The sequence below is a fragment of the Nocardia sp. NPDC005998 genome, from assembly GCF_040614395.1.
In the GTDB taxonomy this organism is placed as follows: Bacteria; Actinomycetota; Actinomycetes; order Mycobacteriales; family Mycobacteriaceae; genus Nocardia.
The window spans coordinates 1-10,862 of record NZ_JBEXUI010000083.1 but is presented as its reverse complement, the minus strand read 5'-3'; the positions used below and the strand labels follow the sequence as shown (position 1 = coordinate 10,862).

The window sequence follows — 10,862 nt, the reverse complement described above, 5'->3', positions numbered from 1 at the left end:
GTCTGTGTCCGGAGGGGGACTTGAACCCCCACGCCCGATAAAGGGCACTAGCACCTCAAGCTAGCGCGTCTGCCATTCCGCCACCCGGACCGGTGTTGCTGAGCAAGGGTAACGGATGAGTGGGGAAGTATTGAAATCGGTTGTGACGGCGCGTGGGTTCAGTGTGTGGTGGCTACCCATTCGATGACCGGGCGCCACGATTCCAGCGGGGCGACTTCGTGGCCGACGATCTTGCCCGCATCGTCGGCGCGGCGCAGGGCGATGGCGGCGGTGAAGTCGGGATCGGCTCGGAATTCGGCGATTTCGGCTGGGGTCATCGGGCCGCCCTGGGCGATCAGGGTGCGCTGGCTGGCGGGGGAAAGCGTGTGGGTGGTATCGGTTGCGGCGAGATAGCGTTTGGCGATGACGTGCAGTTCGATCAGTCGGGCAACGCGGTCGCCGAGTAGCGAGCGGATCGCATCGGCTCCGTGTTCGCCGTGGTGTGCGTCGTCGCCGGGGACGAGTTTGTGGCCGATGTCGTGCAGCAGTCCGGCCAGTTGCAGTTCCTCGTCATCGGGATGGGATAGGCGCAGCAGTTGGGCGCATTGCAGGTCGTGATCGAGGATGTCGACGGGGTCGCCGCTGCGGTCGGGCATATCCCAGACATCGGCGCAGTCGGTCAGCAGGTTGATCAATTCGTCCACGGTGGATACCGACACCTCAGCCCCGATCTCGTGATGCGCTCGCTCACTGCTCAGCGCGTCCGACGCAGTGAGCAAAATGGTCTGGACCAGTCTGCCGTCGATCGTCGGCCGGTGGGGTTGCGGGTGAATGGCGTTTCGGTGAACGCTGGCGGGCCGGGCACCCGGAATGGGGCCCATGCGCGCTCCGCCTGATCGCCACCCCACCTGATTCCGAGGCTGATATGGCAGGCTGACCGCATGCGTGTTGCCGTTGTTGCCGGGCCGGATCCGGGCCATGCGTTTCCGGCGCTGGCGCTGTGCGAGCGCTTCCTGGCCGCCGGTGACGAACCGGTGTTGTTCACCGGACCGCGCTGGTTCGACGCCGCCAAGGAGGCGGGCATTGCGGTACGCAGACTCAAGGGTCTCGCCCCGCGCGCCGTCGACGATGACCGCGATGCCGGTCAGCGCATTCATGAACGTGCGGCGCATATTTCGACCGAGATCCTGCCCGATCTGAGCGCGATGCTGCCGGAACTCGTGGTGTCGGATGTGCTCACCGCGGGCGGCGGGCTGGCCGCCGAGCGACTCGGGGTGCCATGGGTCGAGCTGTCGCCGCATCCGCTGTATCTTCCGTCGAAAGCGTTGCCGCCCATCGGCAGTGGCCTCGCGCCAGGGCAGGGTCTGCGCGGGCGACTCCGCGACGGCATGCTGCGCACCATGAGCGCTCGCGCCATCCGCAACGGTCTGCGGCAACGGGAGCATGCCCGTGAAAGTGTCGGCTTGTCCGCCACCGATCCGGGTCCGGCGGCCCGCCTGGTCGCCACCCTGCCCGCCCTCGAAGTGCCGCGCCCCGACTGGCCCGAGCACACCCATGTCATCGGCCCACTGCTGTGGGAACCGACCCGGAAAACTCTTGACCTGCCGCCCGGTGATGAGCCGCTGGTCATGGTCGCGCCGTCGACGGCACACACCGGCGTCGCGGGCATGGTCGACGCCGTGTTGGCCGCCCTGGACGGGGCGGGGGTGCGGGTCGCCATCTCCATGCTCGACACCCCGCCGACCGACCTCCCGCCCTGGGCGACCGCTGGACTCGGCCGTCAAGACGAACTACTCACCCACGCCTCGCTCGTCGTGGGCGGTGGCGGGCACGGCCTGCTGGCGAAATCCCTGCTCGCGGGTGTCCCGATCGTCACCGTCCCCGGCGGCGGCGACCAATGGGAACTGGCAAATCGTGCCGCCCGCCAGGGCAGCTCGATTCTGGTTCGGCCGCTGACCGTGGACGCCGTTCGCGCGGCGGTCCGAGAGCTCCTCCACACCCCCTCCTACACGACCGCGGCACAGGAGGCGGCCTCCGGCGTCGCGGACGTCGCCGATGCCATCGCTATCTGCCACGACGTTCTCAGCGTTCGAGCTTGATTCCAGGGGCGCCCTGTGCAAATTCGAGAATGGGCAACGCCACCGCATACCGGTATCTGGAAGTGAGCGCGGCGACGCGAGTATCTTGAACACGGTGCGGTTGACCGAGTTCCAGGAGCTGTTGCACACCGAGTTCGGTGTGGCCCGTGGCGATAGCCTGCTCAAAGATCACACCATCCCGGCGTTGGGCGGGCGGACGGGTGCCGCTGCCATCGAGGCGGGTGTCGATCCACGGGATGTGTGGCGTGCACTCTGTGCGGATTTCGATGTACCTAGATCACGCTGGTGACCGATGGTGGATACCGCTTCGACGGGCGGCTGCGCATGATCGCTACCGATCATGAACAGCTGGCTGCGCGGGTAGCGGCCGCCCGGCCGGTCGATTTCGCCGAATTCCGCAAGACCGGTATCGACCTGCTACTACTCGGCCGCTATGACGAGGCCCTGGATCACCTCGATCGCGCCCTCGAACTCGCGGACAGCGATCGCCGCCGGATTTCGGTCTGGATCAACCTCGGCGATGTCCACCGGTATCGCGGCGATGTTGTCACCGCCGAAACGCTGTATCGCCGGACCGTCGACCGGGCTCGGGACTGCGCGCCGGAGGTGTTGTCCTTCGCGCTGCAGCACCTGGGCAAGGCGCTCGCCGAACAAGGTCGGCTGCCGGAGGCCAAGGCATTGCTGAGTGAGGCGCTGAAGTTGCGAGTCGCCGAGGGGGATGCCGAGTTGATCGAATCCACGCGCACGTCCTTGGACGCCCTCGACGAACTGCCCGCGACCTTGCCGCCGAAGGTGGTCGCGCTGCTCGGCGAGGAACCCACGTGGTCGGATGATCACGAAGGGATGAGCGGTGGTGTCGCGCACGTCAACGGCACGTACTGGGTGAAGCGTGGGCCGAAGGCCGTCGCCGAGTACGAGCGCTTGAACTGGTTGCGGGGCAGGGGGATTCGGCTACCGGATATCGCCGTGTTCGAGGACGATGTCCTGGTGCTGGCGGATGCGGGCGTGTCGAGCCTGGCTGCACTCGACGATCCGGCGGTATCGGTGGGCGCGGTCATGGGTGCCGTGCTACGCCGCCTGCACGACATCCCGGTCGCGGAGTGCCCGTTCGACGGTGGACTGGATGTCGTGCTCGCCCAAGCGCGGCGCAATGTGCTCGAGGGTCTAGTCGACACCGAGGACTTCGACGAGGACAACCGAGGGCTGACGCCCGAACAGATACTCGACAGGCTGCTCGCCGAACGCCCGACGGATGCGGATCTCGTTGTCGCGCATGGTGATTTCACTCCGTCCAATGTCCTGAACGGCGGCCTGCTGATCGACGTCGGCGGTCTGGGCGTGGCGGATCGGTACCGCGATCTGGCCCTGGTCGCGCGGGATCTGCCCATTGACTTCGATGACGACGAACTGCACGCGTTCTATACCGCCTACGGTCTCACCGAGCCGGATCGGCGACGGCTGGACTACTACCGGCTGCTGGACGAACTCTTCTGAGCTCAAACCCTTTTCGCATAGTGGCGCGCGGCCTTGGTGCGGTTGCCGCAGGTCGCCATCGAATGCCATCGGCGGGTGCCGTTCTTCGAGGTGTCGTAGAAGAACAGCACGCAATCGGGATGTGCGCACTGGCGGATCCGGTCCGGTGCCTCGGCGAGTAGCCGCAACAGGTTGTCGGCGGCCAGCCAGCCGGGGAGCCAGGTCGCTTCGGGCACGTCGACGATATCGGCTGGGCCGGTATCGGTCAGGGTGCGCCGGATCCGGCCGAGGTCGAGCACCTCATTGAGTGCGGTGTGAGAGGTGTGCTTCAGCACGTCATAGATGGCGGTGCGCGCGGTGAGCACCGCCTGCCGGGTCGGTTCGTCGGCTTTCGCGCGCTCGGCCAGCCCGGCCGAGGTCAGCCAGATGCCGAGACCCGCCACATCGGTGAGCAGATCCTGCGGCCCGTTCTCGATCCATCGGGTGTTCAGCAGGTCGAGTGCCAGCGGCTCACCGAGGTGGGGTCGTGGATCGGGCATACCTGAGGGTAGCGATCCGCCTTGTGTCGTCAGGTCGACCACCGCCGTTCTAACTAGTCAAATTTATTTTAAAGGTTGACGCCCATGCTGCCGCTCGTTATGTTCTAACCAGTCAAACAATCTATGACGGTTATTGATTTCGAGGAGGATTCACATGACGACAGCCATCGCGCCACCGTTGGTCACCGGACATATCGGCCTGAACGTCTCCGATCTGGACCGCTCGGTGGACTTCTATCGGCGCGCATTCGGTTTCGAACAGCTCGCGACCAGCACCGATGACGGCAAACGCTGGGCGTTCCTTGGCGTCAACGGCAAGCTCATGGTCACCCTCTGGCAGCAGTCCGACGGCACGTTCTCCACTGATACTCCCGGCCTGCATCACCTTTCGTTCCAGGTCGACACCGTCGAACAGGTGCGCGCGATCGAGGCGCTGCTGCGCGAACTCACGGTGGATTTCGTGCACGATGGTGTCGTCGCGCACGGTGAGGGCGTGGCCTCCGGTGGCATCTTCTTCACCGACCCCGACGGCATCCGGCTCGAGGTCTACGCGCCCACTGGCGCCGAATCCGCTCCCGCGCCGAGTGGTGCTGCTCCGACCTGTGGATTCTTCTGAGCCGATGACGCACTTCCACTCCGGTGAGGTCGCCGTACAACAGCGAATGGGTCAGCAGCACATAGCGGACCGCGTCGGCCGGATGATTCGCGGCGATATCCCGGATGTCGCGGCGTCCTTCCTGGCCGAACAGCCGATGGTCGTGCTCGCGGCGGCAGACAATGCGGGCCATGTGTGGGCCAGTGAGTTGGTTGGGCCGTTGGGATTCGTGCATGCTCTCGATGCCGAGACGATCGCGGTCGATGCATTTCCGGCGGTCGGCGATCCGCTGCATCGCACACTGACCCGCCCCGCCCGGATCGGCATGATCGCGCTGCAGCCGCAGCGGCGCAGGCGGATGCGAGTCAATGGTTTCGCGGTGCCGACGCAGTGGCGTGACGGGTTGCGGATCGCTGTCGACCAGGTGTATTCGAACTGCCCGAAATACATCTCACGCCGGACGATCGATTCCTACCGACCCGGTGTCGATATTCCGGCGCCGCAATGCGGTACCGAACTCGACGCGCGCCAGCGAGAGCTGATTACCGCGGCCGACACGTTCTTCGTCGCGACCACGGATGTCGACGGCAATGCCGATGCCTCCCATCGCGGCGGCAATCCCGGTTTTCTGCAGGTGCTTTCGTCCACGCGGCTGCGATGGCCGGATTACCAGGGCAACTCGATGTTCATGACGCTAGGGAATATCGCGGTGAATCCGCGCTGCGGCATTCTGATCCCGGACTGGCGCACCGGCGGAACGCTGCAGCTCACCGGAACCGCCGAATTGATCTGGGATGCTGCGACATTCACCGCCGGATCTCAGTGCACGATCGACTTCACCATTACCGATGTAGTGGAAGTTCGCGGTTCGGGCCCGCTGCGCTGGGGTCCTGCCGAACTCTCCCCGGTCAATCCCTGACCGGATCCACGCCTCTGCGACATCCACGCAGGGTGCGGCCGAATCCGATACCGAAGAAGGAGCTTGTTATGCGACCCCCATTGCCGCCGTTCGACCTGGAATCCGCGAAGGTGAAGGTGCTTGCCGCCGAAAATGCCTGGAACACCAGGGATCCCGAGCGTGTCGCCGCGGCGTACACCGAGGATTCGGTCTGGCGCAATCGCGACGAGTTCCTCACCGGCCGCGACGCCATTGTCGAGTTCCTCACCCGAAAGTGGTCCATCGAGAACGGGTACGCGCTGCGCAAGGACCTCTGGGCCTTCGAAGGCAATCGCATTGCGGTCCGCTTCCAATACGAATGGCATGACGAATCCGGCCAGTGGTGGCGCAGCTACGGCAATGAGCAGTGGGAGTTCACCCCGGAAGGTCTGATGTCGCGGCGCGAGGCCAGCATCAACGATGTCCGCATCGAGGAATCCGACCGCCGCATTTTCGGCCCGCGTCAGGAAGGGGACGAATCCGTGCTGCCGCAGCGGTAGTGCGGGGGCATTGCTGGTTCGACGATCCGCGCGCGGTTGGTGCCGGAACCCCTGCGCTGCGGGGATTCCGGCACACGTCTGCGCTGCGGGTTTACCTATGCGGCAACAACTTCCCGCTCCGCTGGACCATCCGCGACCACCTCGTGCTGACGATGGAACAGCCCGAATGCGATCACCCCGAACACGATCCCGACCCCGGCCGCCACGGCGAACGCCGCGTCCAGCCCATCGACGAACCGCGACAATGTCATCGGCTGATCGGCATCGGCGACCTCGCGGAATACCGTGCCCAGCACCGCGACTCCGAGCGCGAGTCCGAGCTGGCGCGCGGTATTCACCGCGCCAGCGGCGATTCCGCCCTGTCGCGGCGGCACCGCCGCCATTCCCACCGCCACGAGCGCGGGTGAGTTGATGCCGATGCCGGCACCGATCACCGCGAATCCGGGAACCAATGCGACCCACGATGATCCGGCGTCGATGATGGTGAGCAATCCGGTTCCGATGCCGACCAGCACCAGGCCCGCCCCGATCGTCCATTTCGGCGAAACATCGTGCAGCAGCTTGCCGAACGCACCGGCCACCACGAATGCGGTCGCCGCCATCGGCAGCATCGCGAGTCCCGCGTGCAGCGGCGTCATATGCAGCTGCTGCTGCAGCCACAGCGATACCAGGGGAGTGGCAGCGAAGGCCGCGAACGTCTGTCCGGAAGCCGAGACCAGCGTGGCGCCGAAGTTGCGGTTGCCGAGCAGTGAGAGCGGGAGCATCGGTGCCGCACTGCGGTATTCGATGAATGCGAAGGCCAGCGATGCGACCACGCCGAGCGTCAGCGCGAGCAATGTCGCGTCATCGGACCAGCCGTGTTCGCCGCCTCGGATGACACCATAGGTGACCGCTGTCGCGGCGGTCGCGAACGCGAGCATGCCGGGAAGGTCCACGGCCCGATCCGCCTGCCGCGGTGACGGCTGGAACACGATGGCGGTCAACACGATCGCCAAGACTGCGATCGGCAGATTGACGAAGAAGATCCACCGCCACGACAGCGCCTCGGTGAGCACACCGCCCAGCACCACGCCGATTCCGGCCGCCGCACCCGCGACCGCACCCCAGACGCCGAAGGCGACACCGCGGTCCCGACCGGTGTAGGTGGAGTTCAGCAGTGACAGTGTGGTCGCGAACATCGCGGCGCCGCCGACACCCTGAAGTGCCCGCGCCGCGATGAGACTCGGCGAGGTGTCGGCGATCCCGCAGATCAGCGATGCGATCGCGAAGACGATGAGCCCGGCCAGATAGGCGCGCTTCGCGCCGACCCGATCGGCCAGCGAGCCGAGTACGAGCAGCAGTGCGGCCAGTGCCAGCGCGTATCCGTCCACCACCCACTGCAGTCCGGAGAGTCCGGTGCCGAGATCGGCGGCGATATCGGGGAGCGCGACATTGACGATGGTGACGTCGATGAGCAGCATCAGCGTGCCGAGGCACGCCGCGAATAGGGGGAGCCATTTCTTCACTGGAGCCTCCGGGGGCGAATGAACGATTTCGACACCCAGCGTGAGCCTTACGGTGATGTCCACATAGCTGTGCGCCTGTTGGCGATATATTCCTCCTATGCAGTCTCTGGAAGAGTCGGAATCCTCCGTTCTGGATGTGCTCGACAAGCAGATCGTGCACGCGCTCGTCAGCGATGCCCGCATTGCGTTCGCCAAGCTGGGCGCCATCCTCGGGGTTTCGGAGCAGACGGTGGCGCGCCGCTACCGGTCGCTGCGGCAGCGCGGCATTTTGCATGTGGCGGGGCAGGTGAACGCGGTGCCGCTCGGGCATGCGCGCTGGGCGATCCGGCTGCGCACGACGCCGGATAAGGCGGTGCGGTTGGCCGAATCGCTGGCTCGGTTTCCGGATCTGAGTTGGGTCACCCTGCTGTCCACCGGATCCGAGGTGACCTGTGTGAGCCGCCCGCGCTCGGTCGAACGCCGCGACAAACTGCTGCTGCAGACATTGCCGCAGGCCAGCCAGGTGATCGGCTTGACGGCGCACGAGGTGATCCATCGGTTTCCGCTCGACGAGGAGTGGCCGCATTTCAGTCACCTGTTCACCGCGGAGCAGTTGCGCGAACTCGGGTCCCAGGCGACGCGGGCCGATATGGGACCGGAAGCGCCGGTGCGGCTTTCGGCCGAAGACGAAGCGATACTGGCGATCCTCGGTCGCGACGGCCGTGCGCCCTATGCCCAGATCGCCGCCGAAATCGGTTGGACCCCAACGAGAGTGGCGCGTCGCATGGCCGAACTGGTCGAATCCCGGGTGCTCTACTTCGATCTCGATTTCGCGATCGAGCGAATGGGGTATGCCGTGCGCGCGGCGCTGTGGCTGCGCACCCGCCCGGCCGACCTCGCGGCGGTGGGCACCGCGATCGCGACACATCCCGAGACCGTATTCGTCGCCGCGACCACGGGGTCGGTCAATCTGATGGCGTCGATCATGTGCCGGGATACCGCCCACCTCTACCGCTATGTCACCCAGCGGCTCGGTGCCCTCGATGGGATCACCGATGTCGAGGTGACACCGGCCCTGCGGGTCTTCAAGCAGGCGCAGACGCTGCTGGACAGCGATCGGATATCGCTGGTGCGGTGAACGGGCGGTGGTGCGGAATCGGCCGTAGCGCGGCGGTTGCCCGGTGCGCCGAAGTCGGCTCGCGTGTTGTCGGGCGCGTCGCTTGACTCGAACATCTGTTCGTCTAGGCTTGTCGCCAGAACTTGTCGGTGCCGCCCTCTAATGTGGGCGCCAACCAAGAACGAGACTTACCCGTCGAAAAGGGGATGAGGATATGGCACCACAGGCGTACGACCGCGATAAGGCGCTCGAGCTGGCGCTGGCGCAGGTCGAGAAGAGCTTCGGTAAGGGCGCGGTCATGCGTCTCGGCGAGGAGGCCCGCCAGCCCATCTCGGTGATCCCGACCGGATCCATCGCGCTGGACGTGGCGCTCGGCATCGGCGGTTTGCCGCGCGGCCGCATTGTCGAGGTCTACGGTCCGGAATCCTCGGGTAAGACGACCGTCGCCCTGCACGCGGTGGCCAATGCACAGGCCGCGGGCGGTGTCGCCGCCTTCATCGACGCCGAGCACGCGCTCGATCCCGACTATGCCCGCAAGCTCGGCGTCGATACCGACGCGCTGCTCGTCTCCCAGCCCGATACCGGTGAGCAGGCCCTCGAAATCGCCGACATGCTGGTGCGTTCCGGTGCGATCGACATCATTGTCATCGACTCGGTGGCCGCGCTGGTGCCGCGGGCCGAGATCGAGGGGGAGATGGGCGATAGCCACGTCGGTCTGCAGGCTCGACTGATGAGCCAGGCGCTGCGCAAGATGACCGGTGCGCTGAACAGCTCCGGCACCACCGCCATCTTCATCAACCAGCTGCGCGAGAAGATCGGCGTGATGTTCGGCTCGCCCGAAACCACGACCGGTGGTAAGGCGCTGAAGTTCTACGCCTCGGTGCGCCTGGATGTGCGCCGCATCGAAACCCTCAAGGACGGCAGCGACGCGGTCGGCAACCGCACCCGCGTAAAGGTCGTGAAGAACAAGGTTTCGCCGCCGTTCAAGCAGGCGGAATTCGACATTCTCTACGGTCAGGGCATTTCCAAGGAAGGCTCGCTCATCGATATGGGTGTCGAGCAGGGCTTCATTCGCAAGTCCGGCTCCTGGTACACCTACGAGGGCGACCAGCTCGGCCAGGGCAAGGAGAACGCCCGCAAGTTCCTGCTGGAGAACACCGATGTCCGCGACGAGATCGAGAAAAAGATCAAGGAAAAGCTCGGCATCGGCGCCGATGTAACCGCGGAAGCGGCCGCAGAGGTTCCCGCCGATTTCTGATCCGATGAACTCTCGGCGCCCAGCATCACGTCGTGGTCGGTCCGCGTCCGATGAGGCGCGGCCCGATCCGGTGGAAGAGGTTCGGCGTCAGCTGAATGAGCTGCTCTCCGCTTCGGGGCGGCCTGCTCTCCCGGAGGAGACTGGATCACATTCGGGTGCACCTGGATCGGTACGGGCACGGAAGTCCGAGATGGACTTGGAGGCTTCGGGTTTCGGGGCGGGTGAGTCGGGGTTGGGGCGGGGTCGGCGGTCCCGGGGCGATTCGGAGGCTGCCGGATTCCGGTCGGGCGAGGCGGGGCGAGCCCGGTGGTCCGAGGGTGACCCAGAGACTGGGCTCCGTTCGGGCGAGTCCGCGGGGCGAGTGCAGTGGTCGGAGATGGATTCGGAAGCCGACTCTTTCCGCTCGGTTGAGTCCGAGTTGGGGCGAGTCCGGTGGTCCGAGGTCGGCTCAGAGGCCGACGGGTTCCGGTCGGGCGGATCCGGATTGGGACAGGGCCGGTGGTCCGAGGTCGACTCGGTGCGCGGCGGTTCTCGATCGGGTGAGTCCGGGGTGGGGCGAGGTCGTCGGCCCGCCGATCTGGAGGCGGATGGTTTCCGGTCGGGTGCGCCCGAGTCGGGGCGGGGCCGGTGGCCTGACGTTGATTCGGAGGCCGATGGTTTCGGCTCGGGTTCGTCCAGGTTGGGACGGGGGCGGCGGTCGGAAATTGACTCGGAGGCTATCGGTTTCGGATCCGGTGCGTCCGAGTCGGGGCGGGGGCCGTGGTCTGAAGGCGATTCGGAGGCCTCGGGTTTTCAGTGGGAAGAGCGGGGGGATGGACGGGTCCGGTTGGCCGAAGGTGGTTCGGCCGATTCGGACATCATGGGAACTCGGTCGAGCGCGC

11 protein-coding genes and 1 tRNA gene are annotated in these 10,862 nt (G+C 65.9%); 8 read left to right on the top strand and 4 right to left on the bottom strand.

The window, feature by feature from the left end; all coding sequences use genetic code 11:
* Positions 1 to 5 precede the first annotated feature (5 nt).
* Together ABZ293_RS41775 and ABZ293_RS41770 are read right to left on the bottom strand one after the other, a co-directional pair.
* A tRNA-Leu gene (locus ABZ293_RS41775) sits at positions 6 to 90 on the bottom strand.
* A 68-nt stretch (positions 91 to 158) separates the two neighbouring features.
* Positions 159 to 860 carry an HD domain-containing protein gene (locus tag ABZ293_RS41770; protein WP_355189876.1) on the bottom strand — a complete coding sequence of 234 codons (702 nt, stop codon included), beginning with the start codon at positions 858 to 860 and terminating at the stop codon, positions 159 to 161.
* Between the two features lie 60 nt (positions 861 to 920).
* Between ABZ293_RS41770 and ABZ293_RS41765 the strand changes: the two genes are divergently transcribed.
* The 3 genes from ABZ293_RS41765 to ABZ293_RS41755 all read left to right on the top strand — a co-directional run bounded on the left by ABZ293_RS41765 (position 921) and on the right by ABZ293_RS41755 (position 3,572).
* A complete protein-coding gene (locus ABZ293_RS41765) occupies positions 921 to 2,078 on the top strand; it encodes a glycosyl transferase (protein ID WP_355189875.1) in 1,158 nt (385 codons plus the stop codon).
* 94 nt (positions 2,079 to 2,172) lie between these two features.
* A complete protein-coding gene (locus tag ABZ293_RS41760) occupies positions 2,173 to 2,367 on the top strand; it encodes a DUF3046 domain-containing protein (RefSeq protein ID WP_355189874.1) in 195 nt (64 codons plus the stop codon).
* Complete coding sequence (locus ABZ293_RS41755) at positions 2,364 to 3,572, top strand: tetratricopeptide repeat protein (RefSeq protein WP_355189873.1); 1,209 nt, start codon at positions 2,364 to 2,366, stop codon at positions 3,570 to 3,572. The genes ABZ293_RS41760 and ABZ293_RS41755 overlap by 4 nt, the downstream gene beginning before the upstream one ends.
* Positions 3,573 to 3,574: 2 nt before the next feature.
* On the opposite strand, the gene ABZ293_RS41750 is transcribed toward ABZ293_RS41755, so the two are convergent.
* Positions 3,575 to 4,090, bottom strand: a complete 516-nt coding sequence (locus ABZ293_RS41750) for a CGNR zinc finger domain-containing protein (protein ID WP_355189872.1) — start codon at positions 4,088 to 4,090, stop codon at positions 3,575 to 3,577.
* A 154-nt stretch (positions 4,091 to 4,244) separates the two neighbouring features.
* Here ABZ293_RS41750 and ABZ293_RS41745 point away from each other — a divergent pair, with 154 nt between their 5' ends.
* The 3 genes from ABZ293_RS41745 to ABZ293_RS41735 all read left to right on the top strand — a co-directional run bounded on the left by ABZ293_RS41745 (position 4,245) and on the right by ABZ293_RS41735 (position 6,122).
* On the top strand, positions 4,245 to 4,706 hold the full coding sequence (locus ABZ293_RS41745; protein WP_355189871.1) for a VOC family protein: 462 nt from the start codon (positions 4,245 to 4,247) through the stop codon (positions 4,704 to 4,706).
* Positions 4,707 to 4,710: 4 nt separating this feature from the next.
* On the top strand, positions 4,711 to 5,604 hold the full coding sequence (locus tag ABZ293_RS41740; protein WP_355189870.1) for a pyridoxamine 5'-phosphate oxidase family protein: 894 nt from the start codon (positions 4,711 to 4,713) through the stop codon (positions 5,602 to 5,604).
* 68 nt (positions 5,605 to 5,672) lie between these two features.
* A complete protein-coding gene (locus ABZ293_RS41735; RefSeq protein WP_355189869.1) occupies positions 5,673 to 6,122 on the top strand; it encodes a nuclear transport factor 2 family protein in 450 nt (149 codons plus the stop codon).
* A 95-nt stretch (positions 6,123 to 6,217) separates the two neighbouring features.
* Here ABZ293_RS41735 and ABZ293_RS41730 read toward each other — a convergent pair whose 3' ends face one another.
* Positions 6,218 to 7,627 (bottom strand): MFS transporter, encoded by a 1,410-nt coding sequence (locus ABZ293_RS41730; protein ID WP_355189868.1) that lies wholly within the window; start codon positions 7,625 to 7,627, stop codon positions 6,218 to 6,220.
* 97 nt (positions 7,628 to 7,724) lie between these two features.
* Between ABZ293_RS41730 and ABZ293_RS41725 the strand changes: the two genes are divergently transcribed.
* A complete protein-coding gene (locus ABZ293_RS41725; RefSeq protein WP_355189867.1) occupies positions 7,725 to 8,744 on the top strand; it encodes an AsnC family transcriptional regulator in 1,020 nt (339 codons plus the stop codon).
* 193 nt (positions 8,745 to 8,937) lie between these two features.
* Entirely contained in the window at positions 8,938 to 9,981 is a 1,044-nt protein-coding gene (recA, locus tag ABZ293_RS41720) for a recombinase RecA (RefSeq protein WP_355189866.1), read from the top strand.
* Positions 9,982 to 10,862: the final 881 nt, after the last annotated feature.

Coding starts and splice junctions, on each gene's coding strand:
- ABZ293_RS41770 (WP_355189876.1), bottom strand. CDS start 860: ATGGGCCCCATTCCGGGTGCCCGGCCCGCCAGCGTTCACCGAAACGCC.
- ABZ293_RS41765 (WP_355189875.1), top strand. CDS start 921: ATGCGTGTTGCCGTTGTTGCCGGGCCGGATCCGGGCCATGCGTTTCCG.
- ABZ293_RS41750 (WP_355189872.1), bottom strand. CDS start 4,090: ATGCCCGATCCACGACCCCACCTCGGTGAGCCGCTGGCACTCGACCTG.
- ABZ293_RS41745 (WP_355189871.1), top strand. CDS start 4,245: ATGACGACAGCCATCGCGCCACCGTTGGTCACCGGACATATCGGCCTG.
- ABZ293_RS41740 (WP_355189870.1), top strand. CDS start 4,711: ATGACGCACTTCCACTCCGGTGAGGTCGCCGTACAACAGCGAATGGGT.
- ABZ293_RS41735 (WP_355189869.1), top strand. CDS start 5,673: ATGCGACCCCCATTGCCGCCGTTCGACCTGGAATCCGCGAAGGTGAAG.
- ABZ293_RS41725 (WP_355189867.1), top strand. CDS start 7,725: ATGCAGTCTCTGGAAGAGTCGGAATCCTCCGTTCTGGATGTGCTCGAC.
- recA (WP_355189866.1), top strand. CDS start 8,938: ATGGCACCACAGGCGTACGACCGCGATAAGGCGCTCGAGCTGGCGCTG.